A 21843-nucleotide genomic window follows, 5' to 3' on the forward strand; every position below is an offset into this window, starting at 1 on the left:
TTGAATATAAGTGGACAGGCTGGGATGGCAACACCATCGTCCGGCTCACGGATGGATCAGTTTGGCGGCAGGAGGAGTATCACTACGAGTATCGATACGCCTATCGCCCCTACGTCAACCTTTCAGGCGACGTCATGCATGTCGAGGGCATGAGCCGTGGCATTCGCTGTCAACGGCGGATACGCGTTCCTTCCTCCCAATCCACTAGCTTGCCATATTCTGTAGTGTCTGCCATCGGACGATCTCCACGCTGCGAAGACTCGGGAGCCTGATGACGCCTCTGTGCTTCAGCTTGGAGAAGACCCGTGATACGGTCTCGATTGTGAGGCCGAGATAGTCCGCTATGTCCAATCGCGACATAGGAAGTTCGACCTGTCGCAATCCCCCTTGGCGCTCAGACATCTCAAGAAGGAAAGCGGCCACGCGTTCTATGGAATTCTGCCGGCCGAGCACTAAAAGATGCTCCTGGGCGTGAAGAAGACTTCGCAGCGCCATTGGAAGAAAATCAATAGTGAGATCGTCATGAGCAGACTTGGATTGCAGCATTCGGATACCGCTGGCGCAGATCGTTTCAGCAAAGAAGTGATGGGTGCTGTCGGCTTCGAATCCGAACGTCTCACCGGCGAGTTGAAAAGCCGAGATTTGACGCCGTCCATCTGACAGCAGGCGATAAATACGCACTCCACCGAACTCGACCCTGTAGAGGCTGTTACAGACCTCTCCCTGAGCATAGATCTCGGTGCCGGCCGGACACAAAGCGGGCGGCGGCAGATTTTGGTTCAATCGTCGATCTTGTGCATCCGCACGTGGGAGGTCGCCACTAGGATGAAAGGAAAAACGCGAAGTCTCAAAGCTATCCATGGCCGATCCCTCAATCGCATTGAGATAACCATGGCCCTAAATGTAGCTGTCCGAAATTCGGTTATGCCCGTAAGGGAATATACGTACTGCGATCAGGCTAAGCCTGCGACGGCATACCGGACTGCCAAGATGAGGGGCTCACCGAGAAAGGGCTTCCTCAACAGGGTGACGGATGGGAGATCTGGCATTGTCCTGAAAAGGCTGACCAGAAGGATGATCGGTTTGGCGAAGCGCTCGAATTGCGCCGGCGCTTCGATCCAGCTTTCGAGAGCTTCATCATCCAACACCGCGCAAACAGCTTGGTCCGCATATGGTGATGCGAAGGCGCTGTCGGCGTCGCGATGAGCATCAGTGCTGAAGTGTTCGCTCGCGAGCGCGAACTCGATAGAGTGGCGGAGGCCAGCGTCCGGTGCTGCAACAAGGACGATAGGGCGTTCGGTCATGTGGAAGCCTCAGCGACCTTGCCCAATTGGACCAGATCAAGCTAAATTATCTCTCGCTTCCTGCAGTGGCGCTTTGAGCCAGATCAAGAGTGAGGAGAATGACGAGAGACCACAGGCGTGGAAGGCCCAACTTAGCCGGTGAAGTCCAGAGATATGGTCATGCGTACGAGTTCTGGCAGGCTGCGGGCCTGCATTTTCCACATGATGTTGGCGCGATGGACCTCGACCGTGCGCGGACTGATGCCAAGATTATATCCGATCGTCTTGTTCGGCAGACCCGATACGATACCTGTCAGAATCTGGCGCTCGCGCTCGGACAACTGGCTGAGCCGTGTTCGCAGCAAGGCTATATTGTCATCAAGTAGCGACGCGCCGCCCAACCGGCTCGCAGCTCTCCTGATTGCCTCCACCAGCACCTTGTCCTCGAATGGCTTCTCAATGAAGTCTACAGCCCCAGCTTTCATCGCCGCAACCGCCATGGTAATATCTCCGTGGCCGGTAATGACGATAGTGGGAATGGACCGGCCCTTTTTGTTCAGCTGTTCCAGCAACTCCAGTCCGTTCATATCCGGCATTCGCAGGTCGGTAACGAGACATGCTTTTCCGATGTTCTGTGCGTCCGTAAGAAAGTTACTAGCGGATTCGTGCACTCGAACCGTGAAGCCTGTCATGGTGAGGAGGGAGGCGAGCGACTTCCGGACCGCCACCTCATCGTCGACGACATGGACCACGTAGCTGTCAATTTGCATTCGAGACCTCCCTTCCTGCCAGAGGGAGCGAGAACGTGAATGTCGCCCCACCCCTGTCGTTTCGGCTTGCCCAAATCTGACCTCCGTGTGCTTTGATGATGCGTTTGGATATCGACAGCCCAATCCCCATGCCGCTTGTTTTGCTGGTGACGAATGGCTGAAAAAGACGCGCGGCGATTTCGTCGGAGATGCCCGGACCGGTATCTGCAATCTCGACCACGACATAGCCGTCCTTGGTAGCTGTTCGCACGATCAGCTCCCGCTCGCCGCTTTCTCTCATGGCTTCCATTGCATTTCGCATAAGATTGATCAGGACTTGCTGGATCTGTACGCGGTCCACCAGAACTTCCGCGCCTTTGGGTGCGAAATCGAAGACGGAGCGGACCCCTTGCTCGCGAGATCCGACGAGCGCCAGGGCGCCCGCTTCTTCGATGAGCTTGCGCATGGTCTCCACAGTCATCTCCGTTTCCCCGCGGGTGATGAACTCCCTCAGATGCCTGATGATTTCGCCCGCGCGCAGCGATTGCTGTGCCGTTTCTTCCAGTGCGTCTTTTACAGGCTTTAGGGCTGGATCTTCGATCCCATTGAGGAAACGAACGCAACCTTGGGTGTAGTTCGCGATAGCGGCAAGTGGCTGGTTGAGTTCGTGTGCGAGGGTTGACGCCATCTCGCCAAGTTCGCTAAGCCGGGCCAGGCGCGCTAGTTCGCTTTGCAGTTCCTGTAGCCTTGCCTGCCATTGCTCGCGCTCGGTAAGATCGCGGATGAAGCCGGTGAAATAGAGGCCGTCTGCGGATTTCGTTTCTCCGACCGCGAGCTTCATCGGGAAAGTCGAGCCATCCTTTCGACGTCCAACCACGACACGATCGACGCCAATAATCCGCTTTTCTCCGGTCATCGAATAGCGCCGGATATAGCCGTCATGCTCACTACGATAAGGCTCAGGCATCAGAATTCTCACGTTCTGGCCTATAATCTCCTGCTCGGTGTAACCAAACTGACGAATGGCGGCCGCGCTGAACGACATGATATTCCCCAGTTCGTCGATAACGACAGTTGCATCCGGAACAGTATCGAGAATCGAACGCACGTGCGCTTCTCGCGAACCAAGCGCTTTCTGGGCATCCTCAATCAGTCGACGTGCGTGATGGAGGGTTTCGCCCATCCAAACGATTGCCAATCCAATAAGACCGAGAACCGGAAGCTGTAGCCATGCTGTGGGTGTCGGGCCTGCCACATAGGCAATGCCGGCGAGAGACAGCACCAGCGCCAATACTCCGGGTCCCAGACCGCCGAGGATCGCAGCGACGAGGACGACAGGAAGGAATGGAACGCAAATTGCGACGTCATTTATGATGTCGCTCAGTGCCACCTGGAGCGCAAAAACGGCGAGCACAGCGGCAACCGCAAGAGTATAGCCAGCCTTGCCCTCGAAGCGGCAGGAGAAGACAGCTTGCAGAAAGCGTCCCTGCAGTCCTGGTATGTCGCTCGCCTGCATCAGTATTCTCCGATTCAGATACCTCCTGGAAAAATAGCTGATGCGTTCCTGACCGGTCCAGTCCGCAGGTCTCCATTTGAATGACCGGGGACATTTGATCGGCGTCAAGGATACATCTGCGACGGTGTGACAGCCCGCAAGCAGAGCAACATCGAGATTCCTACCCATGGGCCGCAAGCAGACCTTCAACATCGGCTATGTCATCTTCGCACTCGTCCTGCTGGGCCTGTTCCAGATGTGGCTCGCCTCACGCGATGTAGCGCAGTTGTCCCACACCGAACTGATGCGGATGGTGGACGAGGGCAGAATTGCCTCGGTTACAATTACGGAGACGACCGTCCAGGGCGAGTTCAAGGAGCCACAGGAGGGAAAGGCGCTGTTCATTTCCGCCCGCGTCGATCCAAATGCTGCCGAGGCATTTGAAAAGGCGGGCGTCGCGGTCACCGGCGGCACGGATAGCAACTGGCTAACCGTGATCCTGTCCTGGGTCGTGCCGGTGCTGATTTTTTTCGGCCTGTGGATGTTTTTATTTCGCGGTTTTGCGGATCGACAGGGTATGGGCGGCCTGGTCAATATCGGAAAGTCAAAGGCGAAGGTTTATGTCGAGCGCGAAACCGGCGTGACATTCGATGACGTCGCTGGCGTCGACGAGGCAAAGGCCGAGCTCCAGGAGATCGTTTCGTTCCTGAAAGACAGGGAAAAATACGGGCGTCTTGGCGCTCGCATCCCGAAGGGTATTCTTCTGGTCGGCCCGCCCGGCACAGGCAAGACCCTGATGGCGCGCGCCGTCGCCGGCGAAGCCGACGTACCGTTCTTTTCGATTTCCGGTTCCGAATTTGTGGAGATGTTCGTCGGCGTAGGCGCGGCGCGTGTGCGTGATCTCTTCGAGCAGGCACGTCAGGCCGCCCCCTGCATCATCTTCATCGACGAGTTGGACGCACTTGGGCGAGCACGTACGCCGTTCAGTGGCTATGGCGGAGGCGACGAGAAGGAGCAGACGCTCAATCAGCTCCTTGCCGAACTCGACGGCTTTGATCCCCGCGTTGGCATCGTCTTGCTCGCGGCGACTAACCGCCCGGAAATCCTCGATCCGGCACTAACCCGTGCCGGACGCTTCGACCGTCAGCTCGTGCTCGACCGCCCCGATCGTAGGGGACGCGAGGCCATCCTGAAGGTGCATATGAAGGCCGTGAAGACCGCGCCGGGCCTGGATGTCATCGATATCGCCAGCATCACGCCGGGCTTCACCGGTGCCGACCTCGCCAACCTCGTCAACGAGGCGGCGATCTTCGCCACCCGCCGCAACGCTGATGAGGTGACGATGGAGGACTTCACCAACGCGGTCGAGCGCACTGTCGCTGGGACTGAAAGGCGCGGTCGGCTACTCAGGCCGGAAGAGCGCGAGAGGGTTGCCTATCATGAAATGGGCCACGCCCTTGTTGCGGCGTCGCTGACCAAGGCGGACCCAGTGCACAAAGTCTCCATTATCCCTCGTTCAATTGGTGCCTTGGGTTATACGTTGCAACGCCCGACCGACGATCGCTTCCTGATCACAGCCAGTGAATTGAAGGAGCGTATGACGGCGCTGCTCGCCGGTCGGGCGGCTGAGGAAGTCATCTATGGCGAAGTTTCGACCGGCGCAGCCGACGATCTGGCCAAGGCGACCGACGTGGCCCGACAGAGCGTTACCCGCTTCGGAATGAGCCCGGCTGTGGGCCTGCCCGCACTCGAGGAGGAAAAACAGCAATGGCTCGGTGACGGTTCGCGCCTCTACGCGAAAGACTACTCCGAAGCCACGGCGCGCGAAGTCGATCTTGCGATTCGCGGCATGCTCGAAGAAGCGGGTGCCGCGGCCAGGGATCTGCTGCGGGAACGCGTGGAGGATCTTAAGGCCGGGGCCCGCCTTCTTCTGGAGCGGGAGACGATAACGCCGGACGATTTTCCGCCGCTGCAGCGACGCGAAGGAATCGTGCCTGCCGAGCCGACAACCGCCGTTGACACCCCGACCGCAAGACAGAGCCGGACGGCGTGAAGCTGGAGAGCGCCGCGAGGGCGTGGACTTCCGACATCCGCCTGCCATGATTGGAACCGCCTGGCGCTTGCGCCCGGCGAGATGATCAGGAATTGCCGGCAGCGGCTCCGCTCCCTTGGTGGGCAGCGCCGCGTCGGAGTGCCGCCAGCACCTCCTCGTCGGTGAGTTGGGGGAAATCGTGATAGTGATAGCCGAGAGCCAAGAACCGGGCGGGTTTACTGATGCAAACGACCCTGTCTGCTTCCCTTGCCAGTTCCGTCAACGTATCCGGCGGAGCCACCGGGAGGGCAACCACGATCTCGCGAGGCGAGCGGCGTTTAAGCGCGCGGATCGCCACTTTCATTGTGGTCTGTTGCGGCACCGTCGTCTACGAGGATCACGGTTTTGTTTTTTGTCGATAGCGGCCGACGAGCGCCAGAATATAGGCAGTTGCGACGTCCCAGTTCCGGGAGTTCCCGATCAACGAGAGAGCGCAATTCGGCGTCATCTAGTCCATATGCCTCAACGATTTCCCGGTTGAGAACGACATCGGGCGGATTGCCCTCAACGATTGCCGCCACCGCCAGCTCAGCATTGCTTGGAGCGCCTACCTTGCGCACGATTATGATGTCTAGGGGCGCCTTCAGAGCGTTTGCGATTTCGGCGGCGACCGGAACACCGCCACGCGGCAGGGCCAGTACCACGGGATCGGTGAGGCGGAGGCTGGCAAGTTCTTTCGCCAATTTGCATCCCGCTTCTTGCCGATCCCGGAACATAATCTCAGTCTTCCGGCCACAAATCGCGCAGGGACTTCTTCATCGAGTTCCTGACCTGGACAATCTCGCCGTACGAGATGTGCCGATGCAGCAGACGGAACGCTGCTCTTACCGCGGCATCGGGATCATTTAGCAAATCATCCGAAAAGGCATCTTGTACGCGGCTGATGAAATCCGCTTTCTTGCGATCTTCCACGGGCGTCTCGAGCGGCTTCCAACCCTCGAAATAGATGCCGCGGATGAGGGAAGGCAGTTGGGCCGAAAGGTCGATCATCTCCTCCTGCGGTAGCCAGTCACGCAGTGCGTGCAGGACGCACCGCAGCAGGTGATAGGCGCGGCGTTCGTCCCAGTCCAGATCTTCGGCAAGTTCATTGACCCATTGCTGGGCCTGCTGAGCAGCCTGCGTGAAATTGGCAATGGATGTACCTGCCATGTTGAGATCTCCTTGTCCCGGAATATCCGTTGCGTCGGCGCGCAGGTAGAAGCGCACCGACGCCCGTCCCAGCTGTTTCAGGCCGCTTTGACGGCGATCGTCTTTTCCGCCTTTGCTTCTGTGGTCTTTGGCAGCTTCACGGTCAGCACACCCTTGGTGAAGTTCGCATCGATCTTGTCGGCATCGACACCTTCGGGCACCCGGAAGCTACGCTGGAACGAACCGTAGCGCCGCTCCGAGAGATAATAGTCCTTCTGCTTCTCTTCCTTTTCCTCGCTCTTCTCGCCCGCGATCGTCAGCGTATGGTTCGAAAGCTTGATTTCGACGTCCTTCTCGTCAAGGCCGGGAAGCTCGGCCGTGATCTCATAGGCGTCGTTCTTTTCGACAAGATCCATCGCTGGCGCGACCTGCCAAACGGCTCGCGAGGCGCGCGGCACCTCGAAGCCGAGTACCCTGGACGGCAGGCGCCAGTCGTCGAACAACCGATCGATCTCCCGACGCAGGCTTTCAAAAGGCGTCCATTCTTCGGCTTTCGCAGGCGCGGTGGATTTCTTAACGGGAAGGTTGGTGGCGGCTTCGGCCATTGCTGATCTCCTGGATGTTAGCGAACCACTTCACAGGTACCGCGGCCTCCGATCCTTCACCTTTGGGTATTCCAAAAGGTGTTAGAGCCGGAGGCAGCGGACCCGCTCGCTGAACGTCATTGCCGATCTCGGTCCAGCGCTCGGCCGATCGCGTTTACACGCCTTCGTTCGCCTCGCTTCGCCTGGGTCTGGCTCGATCCAGCAAGGACCTTAGGAAATCGCCTTTGAAGGCTGCCTTCATTGACGCGGATCAAACCGGGGAAAACCCGTCTTCGAGTGGCGAAAGGTCATGGGCACTAACGGTTATGATCAGCAGGACTAACCTTATGGTCGAGGCCGGAAGCCGTAGGTCTGGCGAACAGCAGTTCGCGGACTTGCGTCACCGCGTGTTAATTCTGGGCATCCGTCGCCTGCACGCCGCATGCTCCCGGTCTGTTGGTTACCTCACTACCCCACCGGATGAGGGTAGCGAGATCGCGTTGCTCCTAGTCCGGTGTTGCTTTTCGGCGCCCGGATCCGGTACCGCGCACCTCAGCCGTCTTTTGCACCTGAGACGCCGTCAAGGCCATGCACAACGCGATGGGCTCCCACGGGATCGAGGACTTGCGTCACCACGGTGACGCGACCTTCGGAAGCGCCGTCCCGTTGGTAATGGATTACAACCCAATCACCGGTTTTGTTCAGCTCGTGTGCACGCTTGCTGTTGGAGTAGAGCGCGGTGAAATCCGAGCCCTCCCGCGACACATGCATCACGGGAAGCCAAGCTTCTGCGATCGGATTGAAGCGTCGGGGCGCGATCTTACGCAGAAGGCCCGAGCTCGCGCGCTCTCGGTATGCGCGATCGATCTCGAGCAGCAAGGCGCGCGGCGGTGAATTCGCCTTTCGGCTCCGGGTAATAAGCGGACGTCCGAGGCGCTCCGCGAGAATGGCGGCGATCATCTGCTTGCGCCGGGGACCAAGCCCCTCGACGAACAGATTGCCGAAATGCAAGGCATGTTCCAGATCCTCCAGGCTCTCAAGCTGCCCTTCCTCTGCGAGTCGCGTTGCCAATTTCCTGCCTATTCCAGGAATCGTGCGGAACAACGCCTCCGGCGCCAGATCCCCCTCAGTCGTTCCAGTTGCGACCAGTGCCCGGTAGTCACCATCTCGGCAATCGCACCAGCGATTGCAACGCCGATCGTCGGCAGAGCGATCAGACCGGCACGTCCTTCATGGGCGAGAATTTCATCGACTGGTCGATCAAGGGTTGCCAAGACATCGGCGGCGCGATGGTAGGCACGCGAGCGGTAGCCTACCTCCCCCAGGGCTCACTAAGAGATTAGCATCGTCGCGCAGTCTGTCGGCGATATGTCGATTGAATGCGTATGTTGCAGCGACCATGGCGTTGTCCGGAGCCGATCCTGAGTTGGCGGAAGCTTCTGCAGCCACCCATCCGGACGACTTAGGGTACGTCGTCGTCCGCTGCAGCCCCTCCCTCCGTCTCCCAGCGGGAGATCTGCTTTGCACCAGTGCGATCGAACTTGAGGCGCACGCCGACGCCGTGACCGCTTTCTTCCGGTAGAAAGATCACGCCGAGGGATTCAAGAGCCTTTTGCAGAGTTCCGGTGAGTGGACCATCCGTCATCGCAACCCCGGACTCGAACGCGCTGATGCTGTTAGCAGCAACATCCGCCTCCCTCGCCAATGTATTCCGATCGATCTTTGCAAGGATCCGCGCTGCCTTGCATTGTTCAGGCGTAATTGTCATTGATCCAGATCTCTTCACTCGGGTTTTATCGTCATGGCCAACGTTATTGATGCGGGCTCTCTTTCCGGATCACCTCTATGATCGCAACATCAGGCGATAGACGCTTATGGCCGAAATCCATCCTTCGCCACTATGATCGCAGCAGGCCACGTGACTAGCGTAACGCACCGTTGCCGAGCTCTGGCTTCATTTGCATTCTGCCACCGTGATGAGGCATCCGAATTGACGCGGATCAAGGATCAAGATGGCCGCGCTTCATTCGACCTGCGCTCCACACTTTGATGTATGTCAAGGCAAATGGATTGATCGCGTTGCATTGTTCCTACAATGGATAAAAGGCGATTTATATGCTCGGCCCGGTCGCACCATGGAATGGGACACTGCTGCGCCATACGCCATCCTTGAGGCAGCTGGTGCCAGCGTGCGCACCGTAGACGGCCACCCTCTAATGTATGGTAAGCCGAGATGGGAGAACACTTCCTTCGTCTGCACCGGACGGCAATAGCCATTCCGCCCCCGGCTCGGCGCAACAATTCGCTTTTCATTTGGTTCATCTGGTTCGGTTGCTGTTGCAGTTTCACGATCCAATTTGATCCCGCTCAATGCGTCCGGCAGTGACGGTGGTGATGATGGAGCTGAATTTAGGGAATGTTGCTTCTGTGAGAACTGCATCATGCATGCCGAGCCGAAGACTAGTCTCCTGACGCTGCTTCCTGCGTTACGAGCATTTGGTTTTTGCCTCGTCCAGGATCTCAAGCAAGCCGACGAGCTTGTCTGCTCGACCTTGATCGAAATCTGGTCCGGCCGTTTCAAAAAGAATCGTCTTGACTTCAAAGTCACCGCTTTTCGCGCCCTGTATCGTCAATTCGTAATGCAGGGGAGCCGCGAAACGATACCGATCATGAATTTTGAAAGGCGACCGATTTTATCAGGAGACGATGCCTTCGTGTCCCGGTTCGTGCGACTTCCGCGGACTGAGAGAGTCGCTGTATCGCTGACGGAAGTTTGGAGCTTCAGCCTCGAGGAAACCGCCTGGATCTGCGATTGCGATCGCGAGACAATCCTCTGCCGCCTTACTATGGCCCGTCGGCATTTGGGTGGAAGTTCATCACGGTTAACTATCGGCAAATCTGCCACCAATGTAGCCGGCCAGCATACAAGCGAGCAGGCTTCTTGGTCGATAGATCGGGAGACGAGAGCAAATGCATGTTCGATCTTTGAGTAACCTCGAATGTACCCGGCTGCTGTCGGATGGTCGACTAGCCCACCTGGCATGCGCGAAGGACGGAAAACCATATGTTGTGCCGATCTATTTCGCCTATGCCGACGGTCATCTTTACGCATTCTCGATGCCCGGCAAGAAAATAGAGTTCATGCGGGCAAATCCCGTGGTCTCACTCATCGTGGAGGAATGGGGACGAGGCAGAGAATGGAAAAGTGTCCACGTCGAAGGGCGTTTTGAGGAATTGCCGGATCGTATCGGTCACAAAAGGGAACGAGATCATGCCTGGTCGCTGCTCAGCACGCATGCTGACTGGTGGGAGCCCGGCGCACTCAAGCCGGTGACGCCTCCCCTATCTGATCATTCAGAGCACATCTTCTTTCGTGTGTTCGTTGACCAGCTTTACGGCCGCGAAGCGAAAGAGGCGTAAAGCTCAGTGAGTTGGAATGAATGCCCCGGCAACACGTCTGCAGATATCATTTCAGAGATTGTAAGCTCGCAATCGGAGGTAAGTTCTATGGAGTTCAAGACAGTCCTCACTGTAACCGGTTCGGACCTGGGCGACAGCGATCTGCGGATGGCAGTAACACTTTGCCAGGAAGTCGACGCGCACCTGGCGGTACTCGTCATGGCTCTGGCTGCGCCGCCGCCGATCGGTGGCTATGCGGCCGTGATGTCGGAAGCCTGGCTCGAGGAACGCCAAGCCGATATGGATAAACTGCAGCAGCGTACCGCTGAAGTATCGGCCTTTCTAGCTGCAAACGCTGTTTCTTCAGACATCTCGAGCGAGTATCAGGAAGAGACCTGGGCGGACGAGACGATCGGTCAACGGGCAAGATATACGGATATCGTCTTGCTCGGGCCGGAACTTCTTTCTCACCCTGTCCTGAAGGGCAGGGTACTAGAGGGAGCATTGTTTTCTTCCGGAAAGCCTGTGCTTTTGGCGCCAGAAGGTTCAAAGGCAAGTCTAAGACCGAAGCGCGTGATGATCGCGTGGGATTCGCGCCTGGAGGCATCGAACGCCGTAACAAGCGCCATGGATTTGCTAAGTGCGGCCGATGCCGTTCATGTGGTTCTCGTCGATCCGATCGGGGACGAGGGCGGACAGGGCGCAGAGCCGGGAGCAGATATTGCGACGTATCTGGCGAGGCACGGCGTCAAGGTGACGGTCGATCGGCTGCCGAGCCAAGGCAGGACGGTCGCCGAGACCCTACGCCAGCACGCAATCGACGCGGCGGCAGACCTGCTTGTGATGGGTGCATATGGTCACTCGAGACTGCGTCAGCGCATATTCGGTGGCGTTACACGATCGATGGTCGATGAACCGCCTCTTGCCGTTCTGATGACGCGTTAATTAGCTCACAAGGGGCCGGATGTGGGAGCGAAGTGTTGGTTGTCGCCAGGTCAGCAATCGGCACGATCAGATTCTGAAGTTGGAGCGTCCATTGGGCGTATCCGCTGCGTTCGGACGGGCCGCCCAGGAGGATCTATTGAACATAGAGGACCAGGGAGGCGCGATTGCCTTTCTCGCGAAATCCATCTCAGCAGCAACTCTCGCCCCGATCGGATCCATCGAAACGCATATCTCCTGGATTTTCCTGGCCGGCGATCGCGCCTTCAAGATGAAGCGTGCGGTGAAACTGCCCTACGTCGATTTCTCGACGCCGGAATTGCGGCTCGCCGCCTGTCGCAAGGAGGTCGACCTGAATTCCGCAACGGCTCCGGGTCTTTACCTCGGCGTCAAACGCATCACCCGCGAGGCGGAGGGCGTATTTGCATTTGACGGCGATGGCGAACTGGTTGACGCCGTTATTGAAATGAAGCGTTTCGACCAGGCGCTCCTGCTTGACCGTATGGCAGAAGCAGGCGCACTCACACCCGATTTGATGACGCAAACGGCGCGCATGATCGCACACTTCCACGCCCAGGCTCCATCCGTTCATGCTGGGAGAGGCGCAGCGAACCTCGCGGCGGTGCTTGACATCAACAAGGCGGGGTTCGCCACCAGTCGTGTTTTCGGCGAAAAGGAAGTAGAAAATCTCGATGCTGCATTTCGCGGCGCGCTGAAGCGTCATGCGGACGTGCTGGATCAGCGGGAGGCGGCCGGTAAGGTGCGACGTTGTCACGGCGATCTCCATTTGCGCAACATCTGCCTGCTCGACGGGCAGCCCTGCCTGTTCGATTGCATCGAGTTCAACGACCAGATCGCGACGGTAGACGTGCTCTACGACCTGGCTTTCCTGCTAATGGACCTATGGCACCGCGACTTTCTGGAGCTGGCCAACCTTGTAGCAAACCGCTATCTCGACGAGACAGACAATGAGGATGGTTTTGTCCTTCTGCCATTCCTGATGGCAATCAGGGCCGCCGTACGTGCTCATGTCACCGGCACTCAGGTGGAAGAGAGCCGCGATCCATCGGGCACCTTGCGCACCGAAGCACGAGCTTACTTTGACCTTGCCACCGAGCTTCTTGAAGAGCGTCCTCCGCATCTCATTGCCATTGGCGGCTTGAGCGGCTCAGGCAAGACCACGGTCGCCGAGGCACTTGCCCCTCATATTGGCGCGGCGCCCGGTGCGCGTATCGTTGAGAGCGACCGCATTCGAAAGGCGCTACACGGCGTGCCACCTGAGACGCGTCTGCCTGACAAGGCCTATCGACAGGAGGTCTCTGAGCGCGTTTATCGGGAGATGGCCTGGCGAGCAGATCTCATTTTGGCCGAAGGCGGATCCGTTGTCGCAGACGCAGTCTTCGATCGACCGCCGGATCGTTTGCGCATTGAGAAGGTGGCCGCGGAACGGCGCGTGCCCTTCCTCGGAGTATGGCTGGACGTCTCTCCCGAAGTGATGTGGCGCCGCGTGGAGCAGCGGCGCGCCGGGCCGTCCGACGCGACTGTTGACATCCTGTCGCGTCAGCTCGAAAGAGACGCGGGCGCGATCACCTGGCATCGCCTCGATGCGGCTCGCAGGCCGGCGCATGTCGTTTCTAATATTATCGCCTTGGCGGTCGAGGCAATCTGATCGCTTCCATCATTTCGTGTCGCAGCGTTGGCCCTGGCATCATACCCGGATCTACTCTGCGATGCTCTTTGCAACCGCCTACAAGCTCTCGACGACGCCTTTCAGCATCTCGCGCACTTTCGTGGCTGGCGCCTTCAGTGCGGGGTTGTCGACCGCAGTCATAGACGCAACCGGGTCGATCGCTGCGACCTCAACATTGCCCGCGCCTGCGTCCTGGACGATGACGTTGCACGGCAACATGGTGCCGATCTTGTCCTCGATCTCAAGCGCGTCGTGTGCGATCGCCGGATTGCAGGCACCCAGGATGCGGTAGTTGCGATAGTCGGCGCCGAGCTTCTTCTTGAAAGTCTCCTTCAGGTCAATCTCGGTGATGATGCCGAAGCCGGCCTTGCTGAGCGCGTCTGTCGTGCGCCGCACGGCGTCGTCAAATGAACATTGAAGCGTCCGGGAGAAATAGTAGTTCACAGTCGGTCTCCTTTGTCATGTCGATGCTAAACCGGCATGCTCCGGCCCATGGGGATCGGGTGGCGAAGCGGCCTCGATGGAGCTCCGTCCTCCTCTCAGCACGATGTAGATCGCCGGAATGACGAGCACGGTCAGTGCTGTGGAGGATGCGAGCCCGAACAGGAGCGAGATCGCCAGACCCTGGAAGATCGGATCGGTGAGGATGACGGCAGCACCGATCATGGCGGCGATCGCGGTCAGCAGGATCGGCTTGAAGCGGATCGCGCCGGCTTCCAGAAGGACGTCGATCAGCGGCCTGTCGGGCCTGCGCGCGTGCCGGATGAAATCCACCAGCAGGATCGAGTTGCGCACGATGATGCCGGCAAGCGCAATGAATCCGATCATGGAGGTCGCGGTGAACGGAGCGTCGAACAGCCAGTGCCCGCCGAGGATGCCGATGAAGGTCAGCGGAATCGGCGTCAGGATAACGAGCGGCAGCTTGAACGAGCCGAACTGGGCGACGACGAGGATGTAGATTCCGAGGATCGCCACCATGAAGGCTGCGCCCATGTCGCGGAACGTCACCCAGGTCACGTCCCATTCGCCGTCCCACAGAAGCGTCGGATGGCTCTCGTCGTCCGGCTGGCCATGCAGGACGATCGCCGGCTTGGGCAGGTTGCCCCAGTCGATCCTGTCGATCGCTTCCTGCACGGCGAGCATGCCGTAGATCGGCGCTTCATAGGCGCCGGCAAGCTCCGCCATCACCATCTCGGCAGCCCGGCCATTGTGCCGGAAGATCGGATAGGATGCAGGCTCACGCGCAACGGTGACGACGTCGCCGAGTTCGACCACGCCGCGGCCGCCGGGCAGCGCGTTGGCCGGAACCGGGGTTGCCAGCGCGCGTTCGTCGATCGTGCCGTGTTCCTTCGGGAGCGCGAGCCGGATCGGGATCGGCTGGCGCCCTTCGCTGCGATGCGAATAGCCGACGGTTGCCCCGCCATAGAGGTAGCGCAGCGTGTCATATACATCCGACTGCTCGACCCGGTAATATTCGAGATTGTCCTGGTCGATGGCGAGGCGCACCCGCTCCGGCTGGTTGTGGTAGCTGTCGTCGACGTCGACGATGAAGGGCACGCTCTCGAAGGCCTCCCGTACCTTGCCGGCGACGGCGCGCCGGGTCTGCGGGTCCGGGCCGTAGATCTCGGCAAGCAGGGTCCCGATGACGGGAGGCCCCGGCGGCGGCTCCACGACCTTCACGGCAGTATCGTTGGGCAAATCGAGGTCCTTGATCCGCTCGCGCATGTCGAGCGCGATCGCATGGCTCGCCCGGCCGCGCTCCCCCTTGGGGGAGAGATTCACCGCAACCTGTCCTTGCTCGGGATTGCCCCGCAGATAGTAGTGACGCACCAACCCGTTGAAATCGAAGGGTGCGGCGGTACCGGCATAGGTCTGGAAGGAAACGATCTCCGGAACTTCGACAAGCCTGTCCACCACGGATTGCAACGCCCGGTCGGTATCTTCGACGGAGGAGCCCTTCGGCAGGTCGAGCACGACCTGGAGATCGGACTTGTTGTCGAACGGAAGCAGCTTGACCGTGACATGCTGAGTGTAGAGAAGCCCGAGCGAGGCGAAAGTCGCCAGCCCGACCACGAGCAGAAACGCCCAGGCGCGTGGGCGGCTTGCAAGAACGGGCGTGGCAACCGCGACATAGAGACGTCCGAGACGGCCGCCTGCCTCCTCGTGAGCAGCCGGAGAAGCGCCCTCCCCTTGCGGTCCCGCGTGTTCCCTGCCGATCCTGATCATGAGCCACGGCGTCAGCATGACGGCGACGAAGAACGAGAACAGCATGGCCGCGGAGGCATTGGCGGGAATCGGGCTCATATAGGGCCCCATCATGCCTGAGACGAACAGCATCGGCAGGAGAGCCGCGACCACCGTCAGCGTGGCGACGATCGTCGGATTGCCGACCTCGGCGACGGCGTCTATCGCCGCCTGGATGCGCGAGCGGCCGTCCTGCATGGCCCAATGGCGTGCGATGTTCTCGATGACGACGATGGCGTCGTCGACCAGGATCCCGATCGAAAAGATCAGCGCGAACAGCGAAACCCGGTTGAGCGTATAGCCCATGATCCAAGAAGCGAAGAGCGTAAGCAGGATGGTCGTGGGAATGACGACGGCGACCACCAGAGCCTCGCGCCAGCCGATAGCGATCGCGACCAGAACGACGATCGAGACTGTCGCCAGCCCGAGGTGGAAGAGCAGCTCGTTGGCTTTCTCGTCGGCGGTCTCGCCATAGTTGCGCGTGACCGTCATTTCCACGTCGGACGGAAAGATCTGGCCGCGCACCTGCTCCAGCCTGTGCACGATCTCCTCGGCGATCACGACGGCATTGGTGGCGGGACGCTTGGCGATGGCGAGAGAGACCGCAGGGGCCCGTTCAAGTCCTTCGCCGGCCCTGCGAATGTCCATCACGCTGCTTTCGGCCGGCGTGGTGGCCAAGACCATATCGGCCACATCTCGGACGTAGACGGGGCGGCCGTCGCGCGCCGTAAGCAGAAGGTTGCCGATTTCGGGTAACGTCTGAAGCGTCTGGCCTGCGATGACGGGGTGCTGGCCGCCGTCATCACGGATCGTGCCGATCCGGAACGAGCGGTTGGCGCCTTCGACCTTGGCGGCAAGCTGCTGCAAGGTGATGCCGAAGAGGGAAAGCCGCTCCGGGTCCGGTTCGACGCGGAACTGTTCGGGCTGTTCGCCGACGATGTAGGTGAGCCCGATATCGGGCAGCTTCGACACTTCCACCTGAAGCTCGCGGGCGAGGCGGGTAAGGTCATTTGCTGTCCAGCGCCCGGCGGCCTGCGCAGTCGGGCGCAACGTGACCACGACGATCGCCACGTCGTCGATGCCGCGGCCGACGATCAACGGCTCGGGGATGCCGACCGGAATGCGGTCCATGTTGGCGCGAACCTTCTCATGGACCCGCAGCATGGCCGCATCGGAATCGGTGCCCACCTCGAAGCGGGCGGTGACGAGCGCGCCGTCGTCGTCCGTCTGTGAATAGACATGCTCCACACCATCGATGCTCTTGATGATGGTTTCGAGAGGCTCCGTGACGAGTTTGACGGCATCTTCCGCCTTCAGGCCGTTGGCGTTGACATGAATGTCGACCATCGGCACGGAAATCTGCGGTTCCTCCTCGCGCGGTAGCGTGATGAGGGCGACCAGGCCGAGGGCAAGTGCGGCCAGCAGGAAAAGCGGCGTAAGCGGCGAAACGATGAAGGCGCGGGTGAGTCCGCCGGCGATCCCAAGCTTCATGGCAGCACGACCCGGTCGCCGACGCGCAGGCCGGACAGCACCTCGACGTGCTTTACGTCGCCGTCCCCGACAATTTCGCCAAGGATCACGGCGACGTCCATCTCGCCTTCGGCCGTGGCGACACGCACATAGTCGACGCCATGCACGGTGCGCACCGCTTCGGGCGGGACGGCAAGTGCGGATCGCTTGCCCACGGGGATGGACACCAGCGTGCGCTCGTTGACGAAATAGTCGCCGATGCCCTCAATCTCGACGTCGGCGATCACGCGCCCTTCGTCGATTTCCGGATAGACCTTGCTGATGCGGCCGGAACGGACTGTCTCGAGCTCGCCGGCGCGTTGCACCAGTCCACGCTCGCCAATGACGACCTCTGCGCCCTCCACGATCTCGGCCGCATGCCGTTCCGGCAAGGAAAGGCGCAGATAATATGGCCCGGGTGCGATACGCGCGATGTCCTCACCTGCCATGATGACGGATCCGAGGGTTACGGGGACGGTGAGGACCCTACCCGTTGCGGGAGCAAGGACTTCACCTTCCTTCGCGCTTTGCTCGACAACCGCCTTCTCCGCAACCGCGGCAGCGGCCTGATTGGTGGCGACCTCGAACTGCGTCCTGGCCTGGTCGACACGGGTCTGGGTCCCGGTGCCGGACGCCCGCAACTGTTCGGCGCGCTCCAGCTCGAGACGCGCATTCGCGAGTTGCGAGTTGAGCGCTTCGAGGCGGGCGTCGGCAGCCCTCAATTGCAGAGCGAGCTTGTCGTCGACGATCAGCGCGATGACGTCGCCCTTGGAGACCTGATCTCCCTCGCCAACCCGAACGTCCTGCACGACACCGCCTATCCGGGCGCGTCCCGGCACGACTATCCGGCTTTCCACGCGGCCGAACACGGCCTTCATCTCGGGAACCGTCAGCGGTTGCACGAGGAACTCGGCGGCAAAGGACATCGAGACGACAAAGGGTGCAGTCGCTGCAAGCGCTGCGGCAAATTGAACAACGGCTCGAATCATGTATTTCATCGCTTTTTCAGGCGGCAATGCGCAACTGCTGCAACTACTTTGAATGTAACGAGGCGGCTCGTTGGACTACTTGAACGCGCAGCCTGTCTTCACCCCAAGCTTTCGGAAGACCATGGCCGCAGGGCAGAAGCCTGTGAGAGATGCCTGCATGAGATTCAGGCCGACAAAGGCATTCAGCAGATACCACCAGGGCGACACGTAGAAGCCGAGCGCCAGGGAAAGAAGAACCATGAACCCCGCGAACATCATCACCGCACGATCGAGCGTCATTTGAGTAATCCTTTTGTTATCGAACCCACTTGTGCGACCCTGGAAGCCATCCCGCATTGATCCGGCTCAAACCCGCCGGCCAGCAGTGGTCCTGCGGTCCGCACAGCAGGCAAAATCGTGGCTTGCATATAACATTCAAAGAACTTAAATTCAAGAACATGAATGTTATGGATATGATTCCCGCTTCCGAATCCGCCGCCGAGCTGATGCGCAGCCTGTCTCATCCCCAACGACTGCTGGTGCTTTGCGCGCTGGTGGATGGCGAGAAGTCGGTTGCTGAATTGCGTCAGGAACTAGGGATCGAGCAGGTGCCGATGTCGCAGCAACTGATGCGCCTGAGGGCGGACGGGCTCGTCGAGGCCCGCCGTGAGGGAACGGCGGTCTTCTACAGCATTACCCAGCCACAGGTCCTGACGGTGATCGAAGCGCTCCACACCGCCTATTGCAGAAAGCAACCCTCAGCCCCCCGACCCGGCCAAAGGGGAAACGAGGCGGCGGACTGACGGCCAGACCAGGCTAGTTCGCCCGACATCCAGGTCGGGCCGTCCTGTCATTCGCCAGCCTTCCCTGCTCTTCCGGAGACTGTAACCGCCTGCTTCTTTGCCGCATCATCCATCAGTTCGTACCACATAGCGTTGAGGACGGCGACGGCCGCGGCAAGGGGCAGGCCAAGCAACCATGCAAAATACCACATTGCGAATTTCCCTTGTTCAATAGGCGTGGCCTGAGCCGTCAGTGATCGACTTCTCGTCCACCTTGCCCCACAGCACGCGATAGACCCAGGCGGTGTAGGCGACCACGATCGGCACGAAAACCACGCTGACGACCAGCATGATGAAGAGCGTCATATGGCTCGACGAAGCGTCCCAGACGGTCAGGCTGGCCTGCGGCTGGATCGATGACGGCAGGATGAAAGGAAACATCGACAGCCCGACCGTCGAGATGATGCCGAGGATGGAGACGGACGAGGCAAGGATCGCCGCAACCTCGCGCCTCGCGCGCATAAAAGCATAGGCGCCCGCCGCCCCGGCAAAACCCATCGCCGGGCCGGGCACCATCCATGGATGGGTGGCATAGTTCTCGAACCAGATACCTGGCGCCCGCTCCACCGTCTTGGCGAGGGGGTTGGAGGGGCCGGTCGTGACGACCTCGCTGGTGATACGATAGCCGTCGATGCCGAGCCAGAGCCACAGCCCGCCGATCGCGAACAGGGCGATGGTCACGAGCGCGGCAATGCTTCCGTAGGCACGCGAGCGGTCGGCGACCGGGCCTTCCGTCTTCAGAACAAGCCAGGCCGCCCCGTGCATGACCAGCATGGCGACGGACAGGAGGCCAGCCAGCAACCCGAACGGGTTCAGAAGTTCAAACAATGTCGTGCCCTCATAGAAGATGCGCAGATCGCTTTCGAACCGAAACGGAACTCCTTGCAGGACGTTGCCGACGGCTACACCCATGACGAGCGCCGGCACGCCGCCGCCGATGAAGAGAGCCCAGTCCCAGGCTGTACGCCATGCCGCGCTCTCGCGCTCGGATCGGTATTTGAAGCCGACAGGGCGCAGGATGAGGGCGAACAGGATGGCGAACATCGCGAGGTAGAAGCCGGAGAAGGAGACGGCGTAGAGCGGCGGCCAGGCGGCGAAGATCGCACCGCCGCCGAGGACCAGCCACACCTGATTGCCTTCCCAAACCGGGCCGACGGAATTGATGACGACACGGCGCTCGACATCCGTTCTGGCCACGAAAGGCAACAGGAATCCCGTGCCCAGATCGAAGCCGTCCATCACGGCAAAGCCGATGAGCAGCACACCGAGCAGCAGCCACCAGGCGACGCGGAGAATTTCGTAATCGATATATTGATGCAGGATCATAGTTCTACTCCGCAGCAGCGAACGAGGTCGGAACAAGTTTGGCCTCGGGCTCGTCATCGGGCTCCGGTCCGTGGCGGATCGCCCTGATCATCAAAGCCATCTCGATGATGAACAGCACCGTGTAAATCAGCACGAAGCCGGCGATGGTGGCGAGCACCGTCGCGGCCCCCAGATTGGAGACCGCTGCGGCGGTCGGCAGCACGCCCTCGATGATCCAGGGCTGGCGACCGAATTCCGCGACGATCCAGCCCAGTTCGGCCGCGATCCATGGCAGGGGTATCGAGAAGACGGCGACGCGCAGGAGGAAAGGATAGCGGTCGAGCCGGCGGCGCGCCGAGAGGTAGAAGAACACGGCCATCAGGGCAATGAAGAAAAAGCCCAGACCGACCATGATGCGAAACGACCAGAACAGCGTTGGAACGTGGGGAACCGTGTCCAGCGCCGCCTGATGGATCTGGTCTTCAGTCGCCTGACGCGGATCGTCGACATAACGCTTGAGAAGAAGGGCATATCCGAGGTCGCGGCCATTGTTCTCGAAGGCCGTGCGCACTTCCGGTGCAACATTGGCCCCGCCATTCGTCTCCCGGATCTGCTGGAGTGCGTCGAAAGCCGTGACGCCCCGACGAATGCGTGTCTCGGCATGCTCCACCAGTTCGTCTATGCCGGGGATTTCGGCGGTCAGCGAGCGCGTGCCGATCAGGCCCATCACCCATGGAATCCTGACCGCATAATGGGTTTCGCGAGCCTCCTGGTCGGGAAGCCCGAACAGGGTGAAGGCGGCGGGCGCAGGTTCGGTCTCCCACATGCCCTCCATGGCCGCCAGCTTCATCTTCTGGTGCTCGGTCGACAGATAGCCGCTCTCGTCGCCGAGAACGACGACCGACAGCGCCGCGGCAAGGCCGAACGAGGCCGCAACCGTCATCGAGCGCTTGGCCAATTCGGAATGCCGTTCCTTGAGCACATACCAGGCCGAGACGCCGAGGACGAAAACCGCGGCGGTGACGTAGCCGGCGGAAATCGTGTGCACGAACTTCGCCTGCGCCACCGGATTGAAAAGCACCGCATAGAAGTCGTTCACTTCCATGCGCATGGTCTGCGGATTGAAGACGGAACCGACCGGGTTCTGCATCCAGCCATTGGCAATGAGAATCCATAGCGCCGAAAGATTCGAGCCGAGAGCCACGGCCCAGGTGGCGGCGAGGTGACCGACCCTGGACAGTTTATCCCATCCGAAAAAGAAGAGGCCGACGAAGGTCGCTTCGAGGAAGAAGGCCATCAGCCCTTCGATCGCCAGCGGAGCGCCGAAGATGTCGCCGACATAATGGCTATAATAGCTCCAGTTCATGCCGAACTGGAATTCCATGACAAGGCCGGTGGCGACGCCGAGCACAAAGTTGATGCCGAACAGCGTGCCCCAGAACTTAGTCATCTGGCGCCAGATCGGTCGCCCCGTCATGACGTAGACTGTCTCCATGATCGCCAGCAGCACAGAAAGGCCGAGCGTCAGGGGCACGAAGAGGAAATGGTAAAGCGCGGTGATGGCGAATTGCAGCCGCGAAAGATCTACAATGTCCAGGTCCATTAAGTATTCT

The 21843-nt window shown here is 59.9% G+C and carries 24 protein-coding genes and 1 pseudogene; 7 read left to right on the forward strand and 18 right to left on the reverse strand.

All coding sequences use genetic code 11. The features are described 5' to 3' along the window. Positions 1–204 precede the first annotated feature (204 nt). The 4 genes from HUS57_RS09390 to HUS57_RS09405 all read right to left on the reverse strand — a co-directional run bounded on the left by HUS57_RS09390 (position 205) and on the right by HUS57_RS09405 (position 3548). The gene (locus tag HUS57_RS09390; RefSeq protein WP_246727812.1) at positions 205–783 is read right to left on the reverse strand and encodes a helix-turn-helix domain-containing protein; all 579 of its coding nucleotides are present in this window, start codon (positions 781–783) and stop codon (positions 205–207) included. Positions 784–953: 170 nt separating this feature from the next. Beyond that, a complete protein-coding gene (locus tag HUS57_RS09395) occupies positions 954–1304 on the reverse strand; it encodes a hypothetical protein (protein WP_173933048.1) in 351 nt (116 codons plus the stop codon). A 131-nt stretch (positions 1305–1435) separates the two neighbouring features. Continuing rightward, entirely contained in the window at positions 1436–2053 is a 618-nt protein-coding gene (fixJ, locus tag HUS57_RS09400) for a response regulator FixJ (RefSeq protein ID WP_173933050.1), read from the reverse strand. Next, on the reverse strand, positions 2043–3548 hold the full coding sequence (locus HUS57_RS09405) for a PAS domain S-box protein (RefSeq protein ID WP_173933053.1): 1506 nt from the start codon (positions 3546–3548) through the stop codon (positions 2043–2045). Before HUS57_RS09405 ends, fixJ begins: the two co-directional genes overlap by 11 nt. Before the next feature lie 166 nt (positions 3549–3714). On the opposite strand from HUS57_RS09405, the gene ftsH reads away from it, so the two are divergent. Continuing rightward, a complete protein-coding gene (gene ftsH, locus HUS57_RS09410) occupies positions 3715–5580 on the forward strand; it encodes an ATP-dependent zinc metalloprotease FtsH (protein WP_173933055.1) in 1866 nt (621 codons plus the stop codon). Positions 5581–5665: 85 nt separating this feature from the next. Here the strand turns inward: ftsH and HUS57_RS18145 are convergent, their stop codons facing one another. From HUS57_RS18145 to HUS57_RS09435, 7 genes are all read right to left on the reverse strand, one after another. Next, positions 5666–5923, reverse strand: a complete 258-nt coding sequence (locus HUS57_RS18145) for a hypothetical protein (RefSeq protein ID WP_348640565.1) — start codon at positions 5921–5923, stop codon at positions 5666–5668. After that, positions 5898–6302, reverse strand: a complete 405-nt coding sequence (locus HUS57_RS18150; RefSeq protein ID WP_348640566.1) for a phosphoribosyltransferase family protein — start codon at positions 6300–6302, stop codon at positions 5898–5900. Before HUS57_RS18150 ends, HUS57_RS18145 begins: the two co-directional genes overlap by 26 nt. Positions 6303–6339: 37 nt before the next feature. Beyond that, positions 6340–6768, reverse strand: coding sequence for a DUF2267 domain-containing protein (locus HUS57_RS09420; protein WP_173933057.1), 429 nt, complete (start codon positions 6766–6768; stop codon positions 6340–6342). Between the two features lie 77 nt (positions 6769–6845). Beyond that, positions 6846–7352, reverse strand: a complete 507-nt coding sequence (locus HUS57_RS09425; protein ID WP_173933059.1) for an Hsp20/alpha crystallin family protein — start codon at positions 7350–7352, stop codon at positions 6846–6848. Positions 7353–7883: 531 nt separating this feature from the next. Continuing rightward, positions 7884–8402, reverse strand: coding sequence for a hypothetical protein (locus HUS57_RS17815; RefSeq protein ID WP_210256068.1), 519 nt, complete (start codon positions 8400–8402; stop codon positions 7884–7886). An 8-nt stretch (positions 8403–8410) separates the two neighbouring features. After that, on the reverse strand, positions 8411–8605 hold the full coding sequence (locus HUS57_RS17820; RefSeq protein ID WP_246727813.1) for a hypothetical protein: 195 nt from the start codon (positions 8603–8605) through the stop codon (positions 8411–8413). A 188-nt stretch (positions 8606–8793) separates the two neighbouring features. Next, positions 8794–9099, reverse strand: a complete 306-nt coding sequence (locus HUS57_RS09435) for a helix-turn-helix transcriptional regulator (protein WP_173933061.1) — start codon at positions 9097–9099, stop codon at positions 8794–8796. Between the two features lie 334 nt (positions 9100–9433). Here HUS57_RS09435 and HUS57_RS09440 point away from each other — a divergent pair. From HUS57_RS09440 to HUS57_RS09460, 5 genes and pseudogenes are all read left to right on the forward strand, one after another. Then, positions 9434–9604, forward strand: a pseudogene (locus HUS57_RS09440) (inositol monophosphatase family protein); the annotation flags it as partial. Between the two features lie 84 nt (positions 9605–9688). Further along, the gene (locus HUS57_RS09445) at positions 9689–10324 is read left to right on the forward strand and encodes a hypothetical protein (protein WP_173933065.1); all 636 of its coding nucleotides are present in this window, start codon (positions 9689–9691) and stop codon (positions 10322–10324) included. Then, the gene (locus HUS57_RS09450; RefSeq protein WP_173933067.1) at positions 10302–10751 is read left to right on the forward strand and encodes a pyridoxamine 5'-phosphate oxidase family protein; all 450 of its coding nucleotides are present in this window, start codon (positions 10302–10304) and stop codon (positions 10749–10751) included. The genes HUS57_RS09445 and HUS57_RS09450 overlap by 23 nt, the downstream gene beginning before the upstream one ends. Before the next feature lie 87 nt (positions 10752–10838). Next, the gene (locus HUS57_RS09455) at positions 10839–11675 is read left to right on the forward strand and encodes a universal stress protein (protein ID WP_173933069.1); all 837 of its coding nucleotides are present in this window, start codon (positions 10839–10841) and stop codon (positions 11673–11675) included. 163 nt (positions 11676–11838) lie between these two features. Next, positions 11839–13341 (forward strand): bifunctional aminoglycoside phosphotransferase/ATP-binding protein, encoded by a 1503-nt coding sequence (locus HUS57_RS09460; protein WP_246727829.1) that lies wholly within the window; start codon positions 11839–11841, stop codon positions 13339–13341. A 78-nt stretch (positions 13342–13419) separates the two neighbouring features. Here the strand turns inward: HUS57_RS09460 and HUS57_RS09465 are convergent, their stop codons facing one another. The 4 genes from HUS57_RS09465 to HUS57_RS09480 form a co-directional block, all read right to left on the reverse strand. After that, positions 13420–13806, reverse strand: coding sequence for a DUF302 domain-containing protein (locus tag HUS57_RS09465; RefSeq protein ID WP_173933073.1), 387 nt, complete (start codon positions 13804–13806; stop codon positions 13420–13422). Positions 13807–13821: 15 nt separating this feature from the next. Then, the gene (locus HUS57_RS09470) at positions 13822–17097 is read right to left on the reverse strand and encodes an efflux RND transporter permease subunit (RefSeq protein ID WP_173933074.1); all 3276 of its coding nucleotides are present in this window, start codon (positions 17095–17097) and stop codon (positions 13822–13824) included. Beyond that, positions 17094–18104, reverse strand: coding sequence for an efflux RND transporter periplasmic adaptor subunit (locus tag HUS57_RS09475; protein WP_144705270.1), 1011 nt, complete (start codon positions 18102–18104; stop codon positions 17094–17096). The genes HUS57_RS09470 and HUS57_RS09475 overlap by 4 nt, the downstream gene beginning before the upstream one ends. Positions 18105–18179: 75 nt before the next feature. After that, a complete protein-coding gene (locus HUS57_RS09480; protein ID WP_173933076.1) occupies positions 18180–18383 on the reverse strand; it encodes a DUF2892 domain-containing protein in 204 nt (67 codons plus the stop codon). Between the two features lie 56 nt (positions 18384–18439). Between HUS57_RS09480 and HUS57_RS09485 the strand changes: the two genes are divergently transcribed. After that, complete coding sequence (locus HUS57_RS09485) at positions 18440–18886, forward strand: metalloregulator ArsR/SmtB family transcription factor (protein ID WP_246727814.1); 447 nt, start codon at positions 18440–18442, stop codon at positions 18884–18886. Between the two features lie 47 nt (positions 18887–18933). On the opposite strand, the gene cydX is transcribed toward HUS57_RS09485, so the two are convergent. From cydX to HUS57_RS09500, 3 genes are read right to left on the reverse strand one after another with little or no spacing between them, the layout of a single operon-like run. Further along, a complete protein-coding gene (gene cydX / locus HUS57_RS09490) occupies positions 18934–19077 on the reverse strand; it encodes a cytochrome bd-I oxidase subunit CydX (protein WP_144705199.1) in 144 nt (47 codons plus the stop codon). Positions 19078–19093: 16 nt separating this feature from the next. Beyond that, positions 19094–20251 (reverse strand): cytochrome d ubiquinol oxidase subunit II, encoded by a 1158-nt coding sequence (gene cydB, locus HUS57_RS09495; RefSeq protein WP_173933078.1) that lies wholly within the window; start codon positions 20249–20251, stop codon positions 19094–19096. A gap of 4 nt (positions 20252–20255) precedes the next feature. Beyond that, positions 20256–21833: a cytochrome ubiquinol oxidase subunit I gene (locus HUS57_RS09500; protein ID WP_173933080.1), complete on the reverse strand. Its 1578-nt coding sequence runs from the start codon at positions 21831–21833 to the stop codon at positions 20256–20258. Positions 21834–21843 lie beyond the last annotated feature (10 nt).

Source organism: Chelativorans sp. Marseille-P2723, from assembly GCF_902809845.1.
In the GTDB taxonomy this organism is placed as follows: Bacteria; Pseudomonadota; Alphaproteobacteria; order Rhizobiales; family Rhizobiaceae; genus Chelativorans.